18 protein-coding genes are annotated in these 20,932 nt (G+C 29.4%); 3 read left to right on the top strand and 15 right to left on the bottom strand.

Annotated features, from left to right (window positions below):
* The first annotated feature begins 285 nt into the window (after positions 1-285).
* Complete coding sequence (locus J4863_RS07495; protein ID WP_211618139.1) at positions 286-939, top strand: DUF3298 domain-containing protein; 654 nt, start codon at positions 286-288, stop codon at positions 937-939.
* Positions 940-1,051: 112 nt separating this feature from the next.
* On the opposite strand, the gene J4863_RS07500 is transcribed toward J4863_RS07495, so the two are convergent.
* The 13 genes from J4863_RS07500 to adhE form a co-directional block, all read right to left on the bottom strand.
* On the bottom strand, positions 1,052-2,032 hold the full coding sequence (locus tag J4863_RS07500; RefSeq protein ID WP_211618140.1) for an LD-carboxypeptidase: 981 nt from the start codon (positions 2,030-2,032) through the stop codon (positions 1,052-1,054).
* 21 nt (positions 2,033-2,053) lie between these two features.
* On the bottom strand, positions 2,054-3,766 hold the full coding sequence (locus J4863_RS07505; protein WP_211618141.1) for a proline--tRNA ligase: 1,713 nt from the start codon (positions 3,764-3,766) through the stop codon (positions 2,054-2,056).
* Positions 3,767-3,859: 93 nt separating this feature from the next.
* On the bottom strand, positions 3,860-4,450 hold the full coding sequence (locus tag J4863_RS09455; RefSeq protein WP_249111503.1) for a lysozyme inhibitor LprI family protein: 591 nt from the start codon (positions 4,448-4,450) through the stop codon (positions 3,860-3,862).
* A 116-nt stretch (positions 4,451-4,566) separates the two neighbouring features.
* Positions 4,567-5,655 (bottom strand): glycerol dehydrogenase, encoded by a 1,089-nt coding sequence (locus J4863_RS07515; protein WP_211618142.1) that lies wholly within the window; start codon positions 5,653-5,655, stop codon positions 4,567-4,569.
* A 103-nt stretch (positions 5,656-5,758) separates the two neighbouring features.
* Positions 5,759-6,823, bottom strand: a complete 1,065-nt coding sequence (locus tag J4863_RS07520) for a DUF5362 family protein (RefSeq protein WP_211618143.1) — start codon at positions 6,821-6,823, stop codon at positions 5,759-5,761.
* Positions 6,824-6,895: 72 nt separating this feature from the next.
* Positions 6,896-7,468: a DUF5362 family protein gene (locus tag J4863_RS07525; RefSeq protein WP_211618144.1), complete on the bottom strand. Its 573-nt coding sequence runs from the start codon at positions 7,466-7,468 to the stop codon at positions 6,896-6,898.
* Positions 7,469-7,648: 180 nt separating this feature from the next.
* Entirely contained in the window at positions 7,649-8,998 is a 1,350-nt protein-coding gene (locus J4863_RS07530; RefSeq protein ID WP_211618145.1) for a ComEC/Rec2 family competence protein, read from the bottom strand.
* Positions 8,999-9,532: a type II secretion system protein gene (locus tag J4863_RS07535; protein ID WP_211618146.1), complete on the bottom strand. Its 534-nt coding sequence runs from the start codon at positions 9,530-9,532 to the stop codon at positions 8,999-9,001. It lies immediately after the preceding gene.
* 162 nt (positions 9,533-9,694) lie between these two features.
* Positions 9,695-10,423 carry a hypothetical protein gene (locus tag J4863_RS07540; RefSeq protein WP_211618147.1) on the bottom strand — a complete coding sequence of 243 codons (729 nt, stop codon included), beginning with the start codon at positions 10,421-10,423 and terminating at the stop codon, positions 9,695-9,697.
* A gap of 34 nt (positions 10,424-10,457) precedes the next feature.
* Positions 10,458-11,105 (bottom strand): DUF4125 family protein, encoded by a 648-nt coding sequence (locus tag J4863_RS07545; protein ID WP_249111504.1) that lies wholly within the window; start codon positions 11,103-11,105, stop codon positions 10,458-10,460.
* Between the two features lie 96 nt (positions 11,106-11,201).
* Positions 11,202-12,149: a DUF4037 domain-containing protein gene (locus J4863_RS07550; protein ID WP_249111505.1), complete on the bottom strand. Its 948-nt coding sequence runs from the start codon at positions 12,147-12,149 to the stop codon at positions 11,202-11,204.
* Between the two features lie 33 nt (positions 12,150-12,182).
* The gene (locus J4863_RS07555; protein WP_249111506.1) at positions 12,183-13,043 is read right to left on the bottom strand and encodes a tetratricopeptide repeat protein; all 861 of its coding nucleotides are present in this window, start codon (positions 13,041-13,043) and stop codon (positions 12,183-12,185) included.
* Between the two features lie 278 nt (positions 13,044-13,321).
* On the bottom strand, positions 13,322-15,985 hold the full coding sequence (adhE, locus tag J4863_RS07560) for a bifunctional acetaldehyde-CoA/alcohol dehydrogenase (RefSeq protein ID WP_211618148.1): 2,664 nt from the start codon (positions 15,983-15,985) through the stop codon (positions 13,322-13,324).
* A 376-nt stretch (positions 15,986-16,361) separates the two neighbouring features.
* Here adhE and J4863_RS07565 point away from each other — a divergent pair, with 376 nt between their 5' ends.
* The gene (locus tag J4863_RS07565; RefSeq protein ID WP_211618149.1) at positions 16,362-16,913 is read left to right on the top strand and encodes a 5-formyltetrahydrofolate cyclo-ligase; all 552 of its coding nucleotides are present in this window, start codon (positions 16,362-16,364) and stop codon (positions 16,911-16,913) included.
* A 104-nt stretch (positions 16,914-17,017) separates the two neighbouring features.
* Here the strand turns inward: J4863_RS07565 and nrdG are convergent, their stop codons facing one another.
* Positions 17,018-17,503, bottom strand: a complete 486-nt coding sequence (nrdG, locus tag J4863_RS07570) for an anaerobic ribonucleoside-triphosphate reductase activating protein (RefSeq protein WP_211618150.1) — start codon at positions 17,501-17,503, stop codon at positions 17,018-17,020.
* A gap of 92 nt (positions 17,504-17,595) precedes the next feature.
* Positions 17,596-19,755 (bottom strand): anaerobic ribonucleoside triphosphate reductase, encoded by a 2,160-nt coding sequence (locus J4863_RS07575; protein WP_211618151.1) that lies wholly within the window; start codon positions 19,753-19,755, stop codon positions 17,596-17,598.
* A 497-nt stretch (positions 19,756-20,252) separates the two neighbouring features.
* Between J4863_RS07575 and J4863_RS07580 the strand changes: the two genes are divergently transcribed.
* A complete protein-coding gene (locus tag J4863_RS07580; protein ID WP_211618152.1) occupies positions 20,253-20,822 on the top strand; it encodes a DUF5105 domain-containing protein in 570 nt (189 codons plus the stop codon).
* Positions 20,823-20,932 lie beyond the last annotated feature (110 nt).

Below are 20,932 nucleotides of genomic sequence, written 5' to 3' on the forward strand. Positions count from 1 at the left end.
CAAACTTCTTTCATATACAAATATTAACATTTTTCAAAAAATATGTAAAATTCATTATTTTTATAACCTAATATATAACATATATTTTTTATCTGAAAATCTATTCATATAACAAATTATCATATCAAAAAAAATAATATCCTATCATTGAAACTATCACCATTTTTTCGACAATTAATAAAGTAAATTTAAAGCAAAATCAAGACAAAAATTTAATTTGATTATTTAAGAAATTTAGGATATAATACATTGTAACTAAAAAATTTATTTGAGGTGATTAATACAATGAAAAAATTATTATTATTATTAATGTCGTTAATGGTATTCAATCTTTCATTCTCGGCAAAAAAAACAGCAGCAGATACTACTTTCACATTCCAAAACTTTGTACCAAGTTCTGCTGACGGTGTTCGTGTTATAGAAAAAACAACTACAACAGGAAATTATCCATATTTTATGGCATCAAATCCTGACATCACAAGTAACATGAATAAATCTGTGGAAAACTTTTTGAAAGAGTACAAAAATACTAAAACAAAATCATACAAAATAAGCTACGAATTAACAGCAAACAATGCTTATTTTGCGAGTGCTTTGTTTAAAATTTTAGAAAAAGATTCAAAAGATGGTACTTCAAAAATTATTTATGATGGTATTTCATTTAATTTGAAAAATGGTAAACCTTTACAATTAAGCGATTTGTTCGTACCTAATTATGAAAGTGAATTAAACAGAGTTATAAATCAAAGATTTACTGAATTTGGACTTACACCAGTTACTGCAAAAGGTAAATTTGAAGGTGTTTCTAAAAAACATAATTTCTACATGGAAGATGAAGCTTTCGTTTTAATTTATAATCAAGGTGAAGCAACTGATTTTGCTGATGGACATTTATTTATTCCATTTGTTCTTAGAGATTTAGTAGGAATCATTAAATAATAACATTCTATAATTTAAAAAGAGATTTTCTCGAGAAATTTGAGATTATCTCTTTTTTTCTTCATTAATAAAAACGAGACAGACTTTACCTCTATCTCGTATCTTGCTTTATTTATTTTACCGATTGTTGAACAATCGCTTCATTTTTATACGTATCAATCGAAACCTTTGCACCAATTGGTATCGTAATAAATGGTCTCACGTGTCCTGATTTCAATCCTTTTATAATTGGAACATTCAATTTACCAAAATTATCATAGAATACTTCATCAATACTCATATCAGTCGGATCTGATTTTTTAGGATTCCTAAAATCTCCAATTATTATTCCTTTTAAGTTTTTGAATTTTCCAGCTAATCTTAATTGTTGTAACATTCTGTCTACACGGTAACTATCTTCATTTACTTCTTCTAAAAATAAAACTTTTCCGTCAGTATCAATTTCATGATCAGTTCCAAGTGTCGCAACTACCAATGAAAGATTCCCACCTGTAATTCTACCTGAACCTTGTCCTGGCTTCATAATCGAATAAGATTTATCGAAATCCAACAAATTGTACGAACCTGTACTTGTAAACGATTTATTAAATGAATTTTCTGTTGTTTCTGGAATATCTTTTATATTGTCAGACATAGGCCCATGAAATGTCACAAGTCCAGTTTTTTCATTTATCGCTAACAATAACGTCGTTATATCACTAAATCCTGATATAATTTTTGGATTTTTCTTAATCACATCATAATCCAATTTATCAATAATTCTTATAACTCCATATCCGCCTCTTATCGCAAAAATCGCATCAATATTTGGATTTGCAAACATATCATTTATATCTTTTGCCCGAACATAATCAGTTCCACCAAATCCATACCAAGTAGAATCAAACGATCTTCCATAAACCACTTTAAATCCTCTCGATAACAAATAATCCACTTCCGCTTGAGCCGAATCCCCTTTATAATTCGCTGGAGCAATAAGTCCTATCGTATCCCCAGGTTTCAACGCTTTTGGAATTATTATTTCTTGAGCAGCAGACAAATTCATTACAAAAAGTACATTTGCTAACAATAAAAATAATATTTTTTTTAACATTCTTTTCTCCTTTTTTATAAATTATTTCGCCAAAAATTCTTTCACAAAATTAACAACTTCCTCAACCTTAACTTCAACGCTTTCTCCAGTTGCTCTATCTTTAACTTCCACAATTCCATTAGCTGCACCTTTTCCAGCTACAATTTTAAGCGGGAAACCAATTAAGTCAGCATCTTTAAACTTAAATCCTGCTCTCTCATTTCTGTCGTCTAAAACAATATCAATATTTTCATTTTCTAACGCCTCATAAATTCTTTCAGCAACATTTACTTGTGTTTCATCTTTTACATTAGCAATAATCACATCTGCAATATACGGTGCAATTGATTTTGGCCAAATAATTCCAAAGTCATCGTGTTTTTGCTCAATTACAGCCGACATCAATCTTGAAACACCAATTCCGTAACATCCCATTTGGATTACTTGCTGTTTACCATTTTCATCTAAAACTTTTGCATCTAACGCTTTTGAATATTTATCTCCCAATTTAAAAATATGTCCAACTTCCATTCCACGAGCAATTTTTAATACACCTTTTCCGTCTGGCGAAATATCTCCCGCTCTAGCCGTTCTAATATCAGCAACTACATCATAATGCAAATCTTCCAAATTAACATTAATAAAATGATAATCCTTTTTATTTGCTCCCAACGCAAAATTTCTCACATATTTTACTGTTTCATCAATAACGACTGTAAGTCCTTCTTTTTTCTCATAAGATCCCGCAAATCCAGGAACAATCTCAAATTTTTCGCATTCTTCTTCAGTCATCATTTCCAATTCCATCGAAGCATTAACTGCATTTTTCAATTTAATTTCATTTACATCCAAATCTCCACGAATAAGTGCCAACACATAATTTACTTTATCTTCCAATACTTCCTTCAACATAACCGCTTTAACAGTTTTTTCCTCTGGAATATTCAAAAATTCTGACAATTCCTTAATTGTCTTAGTATTAGGCGTTTCAACCAATTCTTTTGGCAATTTTTCCTCTGAACTTTCCTTCAATTCAATGATACTCGTAGCTTTTTCAACATTTGCAGCATAATCTGATGAGTCACTGTATAAAATATCGTCTTCTCCATTTTCAGCAAGTACCATAAATTCATTTGAAGCGTCTCCTCCAATCGAACCAGAATCCGCATCAACCGCTCTAAATTTTAATTCCATTCTTTCCAAAATTCTAGAATATGCATTTTTCATATTCAAAAATTCTTCATCCAACGATTCTTTTGTTAAATGGAAACTGTAGGCATCTTTCATTAAGAACTCTCTTCCTCTCATAAGACCAAATCTTGGACGCATTTCATCTCTAAATTTTGTCTGAATTTGATACAAGTTAAACGGCAATTCTTTATACGAAGTAATTGTATTTCTAACAATATCCGTAACAACTTCTTCATGCGTAGGTCCCAACGCAAATTCTCTCTCATTTCTATCCTTCATTCTCATAAGTTCCGAACCATAAGCAAACCATCTTCCAGATTCTTCCCACAATGAAGCCGGTTGCAACACTGGCATTAAAATTTCCTGTGACCCAGCTCTATCCATTTCCTCTCTAACAATATTCTCAATTTTTTTCAAAACTTTATATCCCAATGGCAAATAGCTATAAACTCCTCTTGTCAATTGTCTAATCATAGAAGCTCTCAACATCAATTTATGACTTATAACTTCTGCCTCTTTTGGTGCTTCTTTATATGTTTTTAAAAATACTTTCGATAATCTCATTATTTTTTCTATCCTTTCAATATTTTTTATTATTTAACATATATCTATTATACTAAAAAAGACCGGTTATAGTCCAGTCTTTTTTAATTTTTACTATTTTAAATTATCGTACATTTTTGCAAGTTCAATTGCTCTATCCTTTGTCAAGCCAGCTGCTGTACCTGAATACAGTACACCTGCCAAAGTTCCTCCATCGGCTTCTTTTGCAGCTTCATTTGCTTTTTCTTCCTTAATTTTTACCCAAGCTCTCTGATCTTTTTTCAATTTTTCTTTTCTATCAGCTGGTAATTTTTCCATAAGGAGTTTATACACTTTGTTCAATTCTTTGTCCCAAGCTTCATAAAGTTCATTATTTGCATTTACCATTTCAGAAGTTACACCTGAATCCAATTTACTTTGCATTTCTTTTTCCAATTTTTCCATTCTACTGTTCAATTCTTTTGTGTAAGTTCCACTTGATTTTTTACCTAAATTATCTTTTTGACTTTTAGCTCCTACTTTTTTTTCTTTTTCAGAAGAAACTTTTTGACTTTGAGATTTTTCCTCAGCATTATTCTGATTTTGTGAAGTCTTAATCTCGGCAATAGTTCCTGAATCCACCTTTGAAACTCTTTCTACTTTATTTTCCTTAGAACACCCAATAACTACAATTGATAAAATTAGAAAAATTACTAATTTTTTCATACCAATCAACTCCTTTTTTATTTTAACAAATGAAATTCTCTATTTCACCGATACCTTTTTAAGTTTTTTATTCCTAACTAAATTATTTCTTAATTTATTGTCTATAACTTTCTAAATTAATTTTTACCAAGTTCATCTGCTACTAATATTGCTGCAAAAACATCATCAGCAGTAACTTTAAATGGCATATTATGAATTGTTTCTCCTTCAGCTGTACTTGCTTTTGCTACTTCATATAATCTTCCTTTTGAAACACTTCCCATTCCTAATTCAGCTAATGTTGTTGGAAGTCCTACACTCTTACAAAAGTCTACAACTTTTTTAATTTCACACAAACATCTATTTTCTAGAACTAATTGCGCTATTGTTCCAAATGCTACTTTTTCTCCATGATACATATGGTGCCCTTCTTCTAAAATAGTAAGACCATTGTGAATAGCATGAGCTGCAGCAAGTCCTCCACTTTCAAATCCAATTCCACTTAAATAAGTATTTGCTTCAATTATATTTTCTAAAGCTTTTGTGACTACTTTATTTTCTACTGAAACTTTAGCTTTTAATCCATCTTCAAATAATGTGTCTTTACATAATTCTGCAATGGCAATAGCTGCTTTTGTAATACCAGCTCCAGCAATTGAAGTAGCATTTGCATCGACACAGGCTTTAGCTTCGTAATAAGTAGCAAGTGCATCCCCAATTCCAGCTACAAGAAGTCTAGCAGGTGCATTTACAATTACATTTGTATCCATTATTACCATATCAGGATTTGCTTTTAAGAATAAATATTCTTCAAATTCTCCATTTGGAGTGTAAACTACTGACAAAGCACTACAAGGTGCATCAGTTGAAGCAATTGTAGGAACAATAAATACAGGAATATTTTCATAATAAGATACTGCTTTTGCTGTATCAAGAGTTTTTCCTCCACCTATTCCAAATATTGCATCACAGTTTTTTTCTTTTAGAATATCAATATTTCGATTAATTTCATTTTTAGAACATTCTCCTCCAAAAACTTCAATATGGTAATTGATACCTTCCTTTTCAAAACTTTCTACAATTTTATCTTTAAAATTATCAAAAATAAATTTATCTACAAGAAGGTACGCTCCTTTATTACCACGTAATTTATAATAAGTTGCTAAATTTGCAATTTCATCTTTTCCTTGAACATATTTTGATGGTGAATTAATAATTTTTCTCATAAAAAATCATCTCCTATAAAATTAAATCTTTATTTATTATTACAATTATAACTTATTTTTCAATAAAGTCAATTAAAACCAATAACAGTTTCTTGCAAATTTTCTATTGATTTTCATATCTTTTTATCGCATCTACAAACACTTTTTCTTCACTCGATAAAGGTATTGAATCTTGATTTGAAATATGTCCATGATACCAAGGTTTTGATTTGAAATATCCTTTCAAATCTCCTGTAAAAATATAACCTTTTTCTGCATACAATGTGTTTCTTAATAATCGAAGTTTTTCTTTAGAATAATTTTCTAATACTGATTCATTTCCATTTACTACTTCATCCATTACTTCATGCAATTCTTCCAATTCTTCTCCACTATCATTTGATGTTTGTGTTTGTGATACAGAACCATCATTATTAATATTTGGCAATCCTTCTTTTTCTCTTATTGCATTAATAAAGGCTTTTTCGTAATCTGTTAATTGAATTGTATCTTGATCAACTACAGTTCCGTGATACCAAGATTTTGAATCAAAATAATTTTTCAAATCTCCCGTAAAAATATAACCTTTTTCTGCATACAACGTATTTCTCAATAATCTCAACTGATCTTTTGAATATTTATTCAATGCATCTGTATTACCATTTGTAACAACTTCTTCCATTAATTTATGTAATTCATCTAATTCAGGTGCTGATTGATCATTGCTTGATTGATCTGTTGTAGTATTTGTAGTATTTGTATTATTGTCATTAGTTGTTGAAATCGAAGCTATTCCATCATTTGGATCACTTTTTGGTAATGCTTTTGAAGCATTAATTACTGAAAATACTAAAATACCAATAAACAAAACTACTGAAACTATTCCTGCAATATATATCATAAATATTATTTTCCAGTATTTTTTGTAATTAATAAAAAATTTCTTAATCTCATTCATACTTTTGCTAAATTTATAATCTGATAAATTCCCACCTGATGCAAATAAATTTTTTCCTGCAAATATTATTGGAACCCCTATTATTGCCCCTATTATTGTAAGTGATATCATTCCACCTTGTATCATCAAAATAATTCCTATTATTTTATGTATAACCGATATCCAATTAATCGAATTAAAAAATGTCATCTCTAAAAAACTATTTCTGTTATCTGAAAAATTATTATCCATATTTATCTCTTATCTCCCTTTATTTTCAACTATTTTTGTATTTCCCATATCTGTAAATTTTCTAATTTTATATTAATATTCATATCCTGTATGTCCACCTGAGAAAGTACCAAGAAGTGCTGCTATTGTTCCTGCAAATGCTACAAATCCAATTATCATTAATATAATTGAAATCAACATTGATACTAACAAAATTACCCAGTATTTTTTATACTCATCAAAAAACATTTTTAAATTCGACTCTTCTCTAGTAATTTTATAATTAAATAAAATCTTACTTGTATCCATCAATTTCATACTAGCTATAATCATAGGAATTCCCGTTACTAATCCAACTATGCTTAACGACGCCAATACTCCTTGAATTATCCCCAATATTCCAAATATTTTATGAATATTTATAATCCAATTTATAGAATTCATAAATTCCTTTTCATTTACTTCTTGATAGCCATTCATATTCCCATATTCGTTGTTCTGGCTATATTGATTATCATGATTTAGATCATAATCTTCTTGGTTAGAATTATCTGTATATCCAATCCCATTTTCTATATCTTCTACCCGTTCTGCCTCTTTCATTAGTGCCTCTTTTCCCCTTTTACTCGCTATTTCCATCTCAAAATTTTTATCATTATCTTCCATGAAACAACCTCCAATTATTAAAAAATACTTTTATCTCTATTATTTTACCATATTTTTTGGTTATTACAAGTAACGAAATTAAAATTTTCTTCAAATCCTTATTATAAAAAAATAAATTTCCTTTTTTTCAGCTTATATTTTATCACTCCAACAAAAAAAGAGACTGAAAAATCCAATCTCTCAATATTTTTTAATACTTCTTTTTTTAATTTCATCCTCAATTTCAAAACCAACATTTCTCACAAAAATCACTCCAACAATCAACAAAATATAATACACAAAAACCATCCATAAATCTATTTTCCCAGCTACATTCAACTGCAACATAGGAATTTTACTTCCCATAAAAATAAATCCTTCAAAAGCATTGTAAATCGCTTGTGCTACTGGCACAAAAATAAAATTTAAAAATTTTAATTTTAAAATATTTAATAAGGTTATTGAAAATAATGCTTCGATCAAAATAGTTCCAATCGGAACTCCAATAATATTCAATAAAAATGAAAACAATGGCAATTTTTCAAAATAATACAAAAATAATGGCATACTTACAATTTGAATACAAAGGCTTAAAATCGTTAATTTTAGGCTGTCCTTCAAAATTCCATTTTCCATTTTTTCCAAAAATTTGATATTTAAAATTCTTTCTATATGTGGGTACACAAAAATAATCGCAATCACAGCTGCGTATGACAATTGCATCGAAATATCTGTTATCGCATACGGATTTAACACCAAAATCACAATTAGAGAAATCATAAGCGATTTTTTACTATCTTCTTGTTGAAACAAAATTCTAGCCAAAATCATCATCGCTCCCATAATATACGCCCTCAAAATTCCTGGAGACATTCCAACCAAAGTACAATAAAGAGTCAACGCAATCAACGAAAAAATATACTTCCACTTGTATGCTAAATTCACAGTATCCAAAATTTTCACAATTCCAATTACGACTAAACTAATATGCGTTCCTGAAATTACAATCAAATGTGCCAATCCCGTATACTTAAATTTATCCTTCATATCCTTGGAAACTTCCGATTTTTCCCCTAAAACTGCCGCTCGTGAAAACGCATAAAGATTTTCTTCCGTCATGAACAAATCATCAAAAATATTTAAAATATACCTTCTAAAATTATTCAATTTTGATTCCTTGTATCCCATAATTTTTCCTTCAATTGTCGTAAATCCCTTTTTCGTAACAACTTTTTTCACATCAAATCGCATTAAATAATACCCATAACTCAAATTTTTAGTATTTTTAATACTCGCTTGTTTCCCCAAATATTTATTATTCACTTTCTGAACCGCCCCAGTAGAACCATCAATTTTCACATACAAAATCTTCTCGCCTTTCAGCTCTCCATTAAAAGTAACATACTTCAAATAGCAATTAAACAAAATCACTCCCAACGCCAACAATGTCCCAAAACTTATAATTTTCTTAAAATCTTCCAGCGATAATTTTTTATTCCAAATTTTTCTAAATTCCTCAACTCCACTTTTCCCAATTACTTTCTCCAACATTTACAACTCCTTTTCCCACAAAACCGATTTCGAATAATCATCCTTTACGTTAATCGGCTCCTTCGCCTTGTAAATACTAATAATCGGAAATTTCGCAGCATTTATCGTATTCGTAGAAATTCTATAAAATATTTTGTCACCTTTTTTATTCAACAAATAAATCGAAAATCCTCTCTCAAAATTCCCTTCATTAGTCGTACTTCTAACAAAATCATCATTTTTCTTCGTGTTATTTGTCATATATGAAATTTGATCAGAAATAACCATTTTATCTATAATATCTTTTGTATTTTCTCTAAAAAAAACTGTTTTTTTAGAAATCTGAAAATCTAAAATATATTCTTTTTTATTATGTTGTGAATACTGCTGAATCTTCCTAACAAACTGACTTATATTTCTCTTTTGAATTGCAAACTCCTGTTTTTCCTTCTGTTTCTGCAAACTAATCGAAACAATCGAAAATAAAATCACAACAATCGACGTGTATAACAAAACCTCAACGAGCGTAAACCCATCATTCCCTCTCTTTTTCACTCAAAATCAACCCCTCAATTTCATAATTTAAAATAGATTTCCCCTTTTTAAATCTATAAATTTATGCTTTTTAACAAAAAAACTCAAATAATTTTTTATTATCTGAGTTTATTATAACTTATTTTTTTGATTTTTTCTAGATATTTTTTAATTTTATTTTAATCAATCTACCACATTAAGTGCAACCCCAAAACTTATATACCGATAAAAATCATTATTCACCTTATAATCTTCCATCAATCTCCACTCATTTCCAACTTTTTCAGCAAAAACTTTTACATCTCCTTCCAAATACTGAATATTATTTCTTTCAGACAATTCTAAGAAAAATTCTGTCATTTTTTCGAGTATTGATTCTTGATATTCTCTTTCTGTCATTTGTTTTATTTTCATAGAATTTTGGTTTATATATTTTTTTATATAATTTTCCATTTCATCCATATAAGCCGCAAAATTTGGTGCTTTCATGTGCACAATCAATATCGCTTGATTCCCTTTAATTTCTGTATTCAAGATTTTGTAAGAAATTTTTTCATTCGCTTTGATTAAATAATTTATAGTATTTTCATTTGTTTTATTTGTCACAAGGTTATCTATTTTTTTCAAACCCTCACGATCAGACTTACTAACGCTATTTCCCACTATTTCATCTGTTTTTTTCGTAGAATTTTCACGATTTTTTTCCGTATATTGCTGTCTAATATTTTCAGGATTTTTAAAATTACCAATATATTCTTCAAATGCCTTATTTACAGCACTTTCTTCATTTTTCACACCTATAACTTTTGTAGAAAAATTATTTTTCGATCGTGTCGGCGTCCCTACTACTCCAGTTTTCGAAAAACTCACCACCCCAAAAAGCAATACTAACAAAATCATTCTCTTTTTCATACAAAACACTCCTCTTTTATTGATTTTTTCTCTTTTAAACCAACGTTTTTTCCACATCTTCCAAAGATTCATAACCTTTCATCTTAGCAATATTTTCCAAATTTTTCTTTGCTAAATTAATTCCCTGATTCAATGATTCCTGAATGTATTCAAAATACAATTTCAAGGTTTTTACAGAATACGATGATAACTCTCCTTTCAAGTAAGTTTCAATCGAAACATAATTTGGAGTGTCGTCCTTTGAATGTAAAGGTCTAGCACGAGAAGCCAATTTTGGATACTTCTCAATCATGTCTTCTTCCCATTTCAAATAAATTTCCACAATTTCATTCACTAAATCTTTTTTCTCTTGAGAAATCGGTGTTATGAAGTCCTTTATTTGAGCGTATTCATCTGGTGCACTAAATTCCATCATTCGAGCATATTTTTCTCCAACGATGTTAATTTCCTTGTGTTTTGCCAAAATCAAATCTTCCAAATAACTTCTCAAAATATTAATTGGCATTGTTTCCCACTGACTTTTTCTCATAACAACAAATTCATCAGGATTATTCTGACATTCAGCTCTTCCTTCTGTATGATGAACCATTTGAAAAAACATCCATTCTCTCTCTAATATTTGCTCTATTAATCTCTCTTTTAACCTATTTTCTTGCTCTTCAGTCATTTTTTCTTCGCTCATAATTATCACAACTACTTTTTTAAATCATAAATTGAAATTCTGTTGTTTCAATAATTTATCAACAAAAATAGTTCCCTTTCTTCAAATTTTCTAATTTTAATCCAACATTGGCGGCCAATTTCTTAATTTTTCATCTTGAATCGATTGTTGCACCAAAGGCCCGTAATCTTGCAGAAAATCACTTTGCATATATGGATTTACAAGATTTTGATTTTTCAATTCCTCGATAATATCGCCACAAATTTTTTCAATTATTTGCACTTTCAATCTTGCATTATCAAATGGAGCCTTCACCAACTCATTCAACATTGCATGTGTCTTAAATCCCAATATTTTCAACCTTTTCAATCCTCTATGCTGCCACTTGTAAAATGGCAAATATTCTTTATTTAACAAATAAATCATATGAATCGCCTCAGAAATAAATTCTGTTTCAGCCAATCGTGCTGCCACAAATTCCTCACGTTGCATACATCTCAAAAAATTATATTGCCCAGACTGTGCAATTTTCATACATCTCGTTGCAATTTTATTACGCCGAATATCTTCAGGAAAATACTTTTTCAATTTATCACGAATTTCTGTAAATTTTCCCAAATTATCAAAAAAAACTTCTCCATTCGTAGCTGTTGCCAATGAATTTTCTGGAATTAAACGCCAATCATACAAGCTCTCTGGTGCATCTTCCATTCCCAAAAATTTGTAATACCAATCGTTCATATTAAGAACTCCTCTTCTATCATCACCATACTCACTCACAACCAACGCTGGAAATCCCATAAATTCTTTCGGAAGCTCCCTCAATTTTTGCTCCAACTGAACTCCATATTTTTCAAAGTCCTTAGGCAGCAACCAAATACAGCAAGATGGTCCAAAATCATGATCCCTAGAAATTTCATCATCAAATCCAAAACATTCCGAACCTTCTCCAACCAGTCCAATCGCCATTCTTTCCAACAATTCAGGAAATTCCTCTTTTAAAAATGGAAGATAAATTCCCTCAACATATTTTCTTGAAAGTTCCAATCCTTTCATTTTCTCCATGTTTTCTCCTATCCTATATTTTCCAATCTCTAATTACTTCGTTTGCTCCAAAACTTCCTTAACCATCTTAATATTTTCCATCAAATTTTGATAATTTGCACTATTCTCTCCAAAAGTATTTCTACAAATTTCCGCACTTTTCTCAAAAAGTTCCAACGCCTTCTCAAAATTTCCATCATTAAAATACTGAATTGCCAAATTATTCAACGACGCTGAATACAAATTATGCTCTTTCCCAACAATTTTTTCAATCAATTTCAATGATTTTTCCAAAACTTCATGCGATTTTTCACTTTCACCAACTTTTGCATACGGAAACACCATATTGCTTAATGTTGTCGCATATTGCAATCCATTTTCTGGAAAATTTTCCAATATTTTCAAACTTTTTTCATGCAATTCCAACGCTTCCTTATACTTTCCAACACCTTGATAGAACAACCCTAAATTATTACAAACACTCGCATACAAATAGTCATTTTTCAAATTATTCTTCTCATAAATTGCCATTGTTTCCAAATACAATTTCTCAATTTCATCATTTTTCCCCATAAAACGGTAAGTTTCAGCCAAATTCAAATTACAAGTTGCATACGGAATTGTATCTTTCCCGTATTTTTTCACAATAATTTTTTGCGCCTTCAAAAGTGATTTCACAGCTTCATCAAACTCACTCACATATTTCAAAGTTCCTCCAACTTCATTCAATATTTTTATATTCTCATCACTTTCTTCACCAAAAACTTCCTCAGTCAATTTTGCCAATTCCTTTAAAATCGCAACTTCTTCAATAACTTTCCCCTGTTGCATATAGCTATTTCTCAATTGAGTTAATTCATTTATTCTTACTTTTTTTTCAAATATATCTGACATATTTTTCCTTTCTTTTTCCACTTTTTATTTCCTATATTTTCCATAATAAGCGACTAATTTCTACTCGTAAATTCATAAATTTCTTAATAATATTTCCAATGCTTTTTATTTTCAATACTCTTTAAAGTGAAATATTCTCTACTTTTAATAGTTGTAAATTTCTTTCTACCTTTTATAAAAAAATTAAAGATATCCACCAATATTATACCACATTTTTTCAATATTTCTCCCACAAAAAAATACGCCATTTCCCAAAAATATGGGATTTGACGTATTTTAACAAATAATTTTAAATTTTTTTATTTTTTAGTTTTTTTACTTTTAGATGCTGGTTTTGTTTCTTTTTTTACTTTTTCTTCAGTTTTAGGAACATAATCAGCTCCATAGTAAGCTCTAACTAGAATTTCTTTCAATTCAGAAATTAGTGGGTATCTAGGATTTGCTGCTGTACATTGGTCATCAAATGCATTCAATGCCATTTCATCTACAGCTTCCAAGAAGTCTTTTTCAGGTACTCCCCAATCTCTAATTGTTTGTGGTATTCCAATTTCTTTTTTAATTGCCATAATTCCTTCGATTAATTTATCTACTTTTTCTTCTTTTGTTTTAGCATCTTTTCCAAATCCTAAATGATCAGACATTTCTGCATATCTTTGCATTGCATTTGGATATCTATATTGTGGGAAAACTCCCATTTTTGTTGGTGCATCAGTTGCATTATACTTAATAACTTCTTCTAAAATCAACGCATTTGCAACTCCATGTGGAATATGGAATTGTCCTCCCAATTTATGTGCTAATGAGTGATTTATTCCTAAAAATGCATTTGCGAACGCCATTCCTGCAAGACAAGATGCATTTGCCATTTTTTCTTTTGCTTTAATTGCATATGATCCTTCTCTTACTGATTCTGGTAAATATTTAAATACTAATCTTGCTGCTTCCAATGAATATGGTTTTGTATATTCAGTTGCCATTACAGAAACATAAGATTCCAAAGCATGTGTAAATACGTCAATTCCTGAAGCTACAGTCAAACCTTTTGGCATTGTCAACATTAATTCTGGATCATTTATTGCTACATTTGGTGTCAATTCATAATCTGCTAATGAATATTTTACTCCTGTTTCGTCATCAGTTATAATTGAGAATGGTGTTACTTCTGAACCAGTTCCAGCTGATGTTGCAACTGCTATAAATTTAGCTTTTTGTCCCATTTTAGGGAATGGTAAAATTCTTTTTCTAATATCCATAAATCTCATTGCTAAATCTTTAAATCTAGTATCTGGGTGTTCGTACAATACCCACATGATTTTAGCAGCATCCATTGCTGAACCTCCACCAAGTGCAATAATTACATCTGGGTTGTACTCTAACATTGCTTTTGCTCCTTCTTGAGTTGAACTCAATAACGGATCTTCTTTTACATCAGAGAAAATTCTAAAATCAATTCCAATTTCTTCTAATACTTTTGTAATGTGATTTGCATACCCTAATTCAGATAACGCTCTATCTGTTACAATAAACGCTTTTTTATGTTCACCTTTCAATTCTTCTAGAGCAGTTGGTAATGAACCATATTTAAAGTACACTTTTTCAGGTATTCTAAACCACAACATATTTTCCCTTCTTTCTGCGATTGTTTTTACGTTAATCAAATGCTTAACTCCAATATTTTCAGAAACAGAGTTTCCTCCCCAAGAACCACATCCTAAAGTCAATGATGGCTCTAATTTGAAGTTAAATACATCTCCAATTGCTCCTAATGAAGCTGGCATATTTATCAAAGTTCTTCCCGTTTTCATTTTTCTTCCGAATTCGTCGATTTTTTCTTTTTCAGCCAAGTTTACATAAAGTGCCGAAGTATGTCCTAATCCACCTAATTCAACCAAAGCCTCAGCTTTTGCTAATGAATCTTGATAATCTTCTCCTTTATACATTGCCAATACTGGTGACAATTTTTCATGTGCAAATGGTTCTTCAATATCCACTGAATCAACTTCTCCAATTAACACTTTCGAAGATTTAGGAATATCCAATCCTGCCATTTTAGCAATCACATAAGCACTCTTACCAACTACATCTGCATTCAAGTTCCCGTTAATAAACAAGATTTCTCTTACTTTATCTTTTTCCTCTTCATTTAAGATGTATGCACCTCTATCTAAAAATTCTTTTCTAACTACATCATAAATTTCTTTATCAATGATTACTGCTTGTTCTGTCGCACAAATTACACCATTATCAAATGTTTTAGACATTAAAACATAGTTTACCGTCATTTTGATATCAGCTGTTTTATCAATTACAACTGGCGTATTCCCTGCTCCAACTCCTATTGCTGGTTTTCCTGATGAATAAGCCGCTTTAACCATTCCAGGTCCTCCAGTCGCAAGAATCAAGTCAGCATTTTGCATTAATTCTCTTGATAATTCAACACTTGGTTGATCTATCCAACCAATAATATCTTTTGGTGCTCCATATTTAACTGCTTCTTCCAAAGCAATTTTAGCTGTATAAATTGTACTTTTTTTTGCTCTTGGGTGTGGTGACAAAATAATCCCATTTCTAGTTTTCAAAGTTAATAATATTTTGAAAGCTGCTGTCGATGTTGGGTTAGTTGTGGGAATTACCCCTGCAATAATTCCTATTGGAGTGGCTACTTTTTTTACTCCATAAGATTTATCTTCTTCCAAAACACCACAAGTTTTTTCATCTTTATATTTATTATAAATATATTCTGAAGCAAAGTGGTTTTTTATAACCTTATCTTCTATTATACCCATTCCAGTTTCTTCGACTGCCATTTTTGATAATGTTATTCTTTCATCATTAATTCTTTGAGCTACTTTTCTAAAAATTTTATCTACTGTTTCTTGATCAAAAGTTGAAAATTCCTCCTGTGCTTTTCTAACACGACTAATTAATCCTTTCAATCCTTCTAAATCTTTTACTTCTGCCATTTTGTCCTCCCAATATTTTTAAATCTAATTGATTTTTATAAATAACAAAATTTATTTCCGTAAAACCATCAAACTAATTCAAATAAATCTAATACTTTATATCTTTACTATTATATTCAGTATATTTCAATTTTTAAAATAGTAAAAATGACTTTTAATATTTTGTAATTTTAGTATATCACTATTTCAAAAAAAATCAAACATCTTTTTTTTCATAAAGAATTTATTGTGATTTTTTTCTTTTTACTTTATTAATAATACTCCTTTTCTTCCAAAATGTCAAGTGATTTTTTTCCTTTTTATTAATGTTGATTTTTAAAATTTTTAAAGCTATAATAAAAAAGCCTAGAAAACTATAAAAGTGAGGAAAATAATTATGAATAATTTAAAAACAAATATTAGAAATAATCTTATAAAACAACGAAATTCTCTATCTATCAATATCGTTCGTGAATATTCTGACTCAATAATAAAAAATTTAGCTCCTTTCATCGAAAAGGCCCAAAATATCATGATTTTCATGAACATGCAAAACGAAGTAAAAATTAGTGATTTAATTGAAATGTATCCCACTAAAACTTTTTTTATTCCAAAAATTTTTCCAAAAAGACAGATGAAAATCAACAAATATCAAAAAAACGAGTTAATTCTCCATAAATTTGGCTATTACGAATCTTCTTCAGAAAAGTTTTACGATGAAAAAATCCTCGATTTAATCATTGTTCCAGGACTTGGATTTGATTTAGAAAAAAATAGAATTGGTTTTGGAGGTGGATTTTATGATACATTTTTGACTCAACTGAGAAAAGATGGCATTGATATTCCATTTGTAGCGATTTGCTATGATTTTCAGATAATTGAAAAAGTTCCAGTTGAAGGACATGATGTGAAAGTAGATTTTATCGTAACTGAAAAGGGAATTTACTAGAAATTTAAAAATCACAATCTTTTTTGACTGTGATTTTTTTATCTAAACTTAATTATAACTAAAAATCTGTTATAAGTAAAACTAGAAAACTTTATTAATAATAATCAATAAAAATCTGCTTTCTTAATAATTTTCTGATTACTGCTTCCTCTAAATTTTAATTTTGGATCATGCAACGCTTGTATAAATTTTCCATCCACCAAAACATCGATGTACTCTAAACAACGCTTTTTTTTCTCATCATTTTTAACCTGTTCAAGCGTATATCCTGTATAAAGCCAAATATTTTTTTTAGTCTTTTCCTTCAAAAACTTCAAAACTTTCAACATTTCATCCGGATTAAACAACGGATCTCCTCCACTTATCGTAATCCCATCCAATAGCGTATTCGCATTTATCTCCTCTGCAATCTCTTCTAATCTTTTGAAAGTCAATAATGTTCCGTGTTTCGGATTCCAGGAATACTCATTATGGCAGCCAGGACAAGCATGTGAACATCCCGAAAAATATAGCGAATATCTCAATCCCACACCATCCACTATCGTCTCTTTATACACATTCAACAATCTTAAAGTGAATTCTTGTCCCATTTTTCCTCCTTCTACTGCCATTTTTCACAATATTTTCAATAATATTTTCTATTATTTTTTACAATTTTCTAATCACCTGCTTTATTACAAACTTATTTCAATCCATGTTTAATTCTATCTTTTTCTTCAGCCTTTTTAGCACTATTCCAGCTATCTAAATCACCTGTCAAATAACCAGTTATTCTTCTAACCCTTGAAATATGGTCACTGTGACAAATCGGACATCTGTCATAAACAATTCCTTCGTATCCACAATCCTTACATCTATCAACTGGATGATTTATAGAACCATACCCGATTTGGCTATCTTTCATCACTTTTACAATTTTCAAAATTACTCCAATATTTTTTCGAGCTTCTCCATCCAATTCTACATAAGTAATGTGTCCACCTCTAGTCAATTCATGGAACGGTGCCTCTTTTCTAATTTTATCAAAAATACTAATATTTTTCTTAACATCAATATGGAATGAATTAACGTAATAATCTCTATCTGTTACATTTTCAATTTCCCCATATTTTTCTCTATCCATTCTCAAAAATCTTCCAGCCAAACTTTCTGCAGGTGTCGCAATAACCGAATAATTCAAATGTTCCTTATCCCTCAATTCCACAGCAATTTTCGACATTTCTTTTATCGCATCATACAATGTTTGGTAAGCCACTTGATTTTGACTATGTTCTTCATCAAAAAGCGCATACATCGCATTCGCACCACCGACAAATCCAATTGATAAAGTTCCAGTGTTAATCGCATTCTGAATCTCATCATTCATCGATAACTCTCCTAAACCTTTCCACAAATTATTAGACGCCATAAATGGAAACTGTTTTACCAACGCAGTTTTCTGAAAATCAAATCTTTCTTTCAATTGTTCTCCAACAAAATATGTCATTTCCTTCACTTTTTCAATAAATCTTTCTGACAACATCTTATTTTTCAATTCTAATTTTTCTTGCTCACTAGAAAATTTACCTTGTTTTTCCAACTCTGCAATTTCTTTTTCCACATTTTTTCTAACTTCAATCGCTATTCTCGGAAAATTAATACTTGTAAACGAAATATTTCCACGCCCAAGACTCGTTTTTTCTCCATTTACATTTTCAAAAACCCTTGTTCTACACCCCATTGTTGCGATTTCATATTTGTATCTTTCAGGATCTTCGGCTTTCCATTTTTCATGCTTATTAAACTCTGTATCTAAAAATACAAAATTTGGAAATAATCTTCGGCTAGTCGTTCTACAGGCCAACAACAACAAATCAAAATTTGGTGTCTTAAATTTATATTTTTCAGAAAAATTAGGACTGTCAATTTCCTCAAAAATTTCTTCACTATTTTCCAACGCAAATTGATAATCTTCCTCATCAAAGTTCACGCCTTCCTTTACTTTAAAAATTTGAATTGGAAAAATAGGTGTTTCTTTTTTCCCTAATCCAGCTTCTGTCGCCTTCAACAATTCACGAACAACCATTCTACCTTCTTCAGAAGTATCTGTTCCATAATTAATTGACGAAAATACAACTTGATTTCCACCACGAGAATGCATCGTATTCAAATTATGCAAAAATCCCTCCATCGCTTGATAAGTTTCAAGTCTAGTGTCATCATAAGCAATTTCCAGCAATCTTTTTATATGCTTTTCATTTATTTTTAAATGTTCTGATAATTTTTTAATCGTTTCATCATCCACTTTAATCGTAGTTACAACACTATTTATAAAGGCTTTTACCTCTTGATTAATTTCATCCACATAATCCAAAGATAAAAAACTTAATAATCTATATCTAAAATGTCTTCTAAACGATTTTAACACACCTTTTGCCATAAAAAAATCAAACGCTGGAATTGCTTGACCACCGTGTTGTTCATTTTGGTTTGTTTGAAAAATTATTGTTGCCAAAGTCGCATAAGTCGAAATACTTTTTGCTTCTCGAATAAATCCGTGTTTTGTTTGAAAACCATTCTCAAACATCGGTTTCAAGTCATATTGAAGACAAGTCGTGGTTTTACTTGGATAATAGTCCATGTCGTGAATATGAATTTCCCCATTTTTATGTGCTTCACTAAACTTAGGAGAAATCAAATTCTGCAAAGTATACATTTTGGAAATTTCACTCGCAAGTCTCATCATTTGCCCAGCTGGTGTTGAAGCCGACATATTTGCATTTTCATTATTAATATCATTTTTTTCTACATTTACAATCCCCGATATCATTTTATTTATATCTTCCGTCAAAAATTCTTTCATTTTTAATTCCTCCCATTTTTTTAACTAAAAGCCAATTTCAGTCCATATTTTAAATCTCATTTTTTATTTTATTCTATTTTCCAAAATTGAACTTTTATTATCTAAATCATATAAAATATTAATCATTCATTTTATTCAATCGCTATTTTCACTAGTTTTCAAAAAAACTAATATCTATATTTTTTATATTTATCTTTTTAAAAGTATACTATATCTAGTTTTCACATATAAAATATAACACAATATTTAGTATTCTACAAATATATTTTATATATTTGTAGATTTTTTACAAAAAAAATTTACAACCATTACTTTTTATTTACTTTCCTCCCTTTCTTATTCTTATTATTAAATTTTTTTAATGTTTCATTTTATATATTTTTAATTTTTCATAAAAATCTTATTTTTTTCTATCCCCTAATTTTATTGCTTTAAATGATTTCTCGTGTTAAAATTAATATAGAAATATAAATTTATTTAGAAAGAAGGTAATTTTTATGAAAAAAAATTTTTTTGGAAAAAAAACTGTTGTACTGCTAATATTTGCGATTTTCTTTGCAATTAGTTGTGGAGGAAAACACCCTGCTGTAAAGAATTTTGAGAAAGAAATGTCGATTTTACAAAGTGGTGATATCGAAAAAATGCCTAATGTGAAATCAAATGAAGAGTTTAAAAAACTTAATGAAGATACTTTTGAAACTTTAAAAAATGGTTACAAAAAAATTACATATAAAGTAAATAAAGTTGAAACTGACAAAAATACTGCTAAAATTAATGTTACTATGAAATCTCCAGATTTATCTAATTTAGTTCAAGATGCTTTACAAAAAATAATGTCTACATCACCTAGTGAAATGGCAGGTAAATCACAAGAAGAATTAAATAAAATGGGAGAAAAAATTATGGTTGACTTGATAAAAGAAAAATTATCTAGTTCAAATGTTAAATATAGAGAAAAGACATTTGATGTTATTTACAAAAAAGACGGTTCTGAATGGACAATAGATCCTACTGCAAATTCTGAATTTTTTGATATGACTACTTTTGGAATGTTATCTGGAAAATAAAGTTTTTTCCTTTACTTTAAACAACATTAATGATACAATATTTAATAAGAAAAAATAATCAAATCGTTATAAATTATATAAAAAATTAACAAAAATAAATACTAAAAAGA

This window comes from Leptotrichia sp. oral taxon 221 (assembly GCF_018128245.1).
Classification (GTDB): Bacteria; Fusobacteriota; Fusobacteriia; order Fusobacteriales; family Leptotrichiaceae; genus JABCPH02.

What these genes read in the sequence shown, in the direction of transcription:
- J4863_RS07495 (WP_211618139.1), top strand. Translation starts at nt 286, where the DNA reads ATGAAAAAATTATTATTATTATTAATGTCGTTAATGGTATTCAATCTT.
- nrdG (WP_211618150.1), bottom strand. Translation starts at nt 17,503, where the DNA reads ATGGGACAAGAATTCACTTTAAGATTGTTGAATGTGTATAAAGAGACG.
- J4863_RS07580 (WP_211618152.1), top strand. Translation starts at nt 20,253, where the DNA reads ATGAAAAAAAATTTTTTTGGAAAAAAAACTGTTGTACTGCTAATATTT.
- J4863_RS07515 (WP_211618142.1), bottom strand. Translation starts at nt 5,655, where the DNA reads ATGAGAAAAATTATTAATTCACCATCAAAATATGTTCAAGGAAAAGAT.
- J4863_RS07530 (WP_211618145.1), bottom strand. Translation starts at nt 8,998, where the DNA reads ATGTTGGAGAAAGTAATTGGGAAAAGTGGAGTTGAGGAATTTAGAAAA.
- J4863_RS07505 (WP_211618141.1), bottom strand. Translation starts at nt 3,766, where the DNA reads ATGAGATTATCGAAAGTATTTTTAAAAACATATAAAGAAGCACCAAAA.
- J4863_RS07500 (WP_211618140.1), bottom strand. Translation starts at nt 2,032, where the DNA reads ATGTTAAAAAAAATATTATTTTTATTGTTAGCAAATGTACTTTTTGTA.
- J4863_RS07545 (WP_249111504.1), bottom strand. Translation starts at nt 11,105, where the DNA reads ATGAGCGAAGAAAAAATGACTGAAGAGCAAGAAAATAGGTTAAAAGAG.
- J4863_RS07550 (WP_249111505.1), bottom strand. Translation starts at nt 12,149, where the DNA reads ATGGAGAAAATGAAAGGATTGGAACTTTCAAGAAAATATGTTGAGGGA.
- J4863_RS07575 (WP_211618151.1), bottom strand. Translation starts at nt 19,755, where the DNA reads ATGAAAGAATTTTTGACGGAAGATATAAATAAAATGATATCGGGGATT.
- J4863_RS07525 (WP_211618144.1), bottom strand. Translation starts at nt 7,468, where the DNA reads ATGGAAGATAATGATAAAAATTTTGAGATGGAAATAGCGAGTAAAAGG.
- J4863_RS09455 (WP_249111503.1), bottom strand. Translation starts at nt 4,450, where the DNA reads ATGAAAAAATTAGTAATTTTTCTAATTTTATCAATTGTAGTTATTGGG.
- adhE (WP_211618148.1), bottom strand. Translation starts at nt 15,985, where the DNA reads ATGGCAGAAGTAAAAGATTTAGAAGGATTGAAAGGATTAATTAGTCGT.
- J4863_RS07565 (WP_211618149.1), top strand. Translation starts at nt 16,362, where the DNA reads ATGAATAATTTAAAAACAAATATTAGAAATAATCTTATAAAACAACGA.
- J4863_RS07520 (WP_211618143.1), bottom strand. Translation starts at nt 6,823, where the DNA reads ATGGATAATAATTTTTCAGATAACAGAAATAGTTTTTTAGAGATGACA.
- J4863_RS07540 (WP_211618147.1), bottom strand. Translation starts at nt 10,423, where the DNA reads ATGAAAAAGAGAATGATTTTGTTAGTATTGCTTTTTGGGGTGGTGAGT.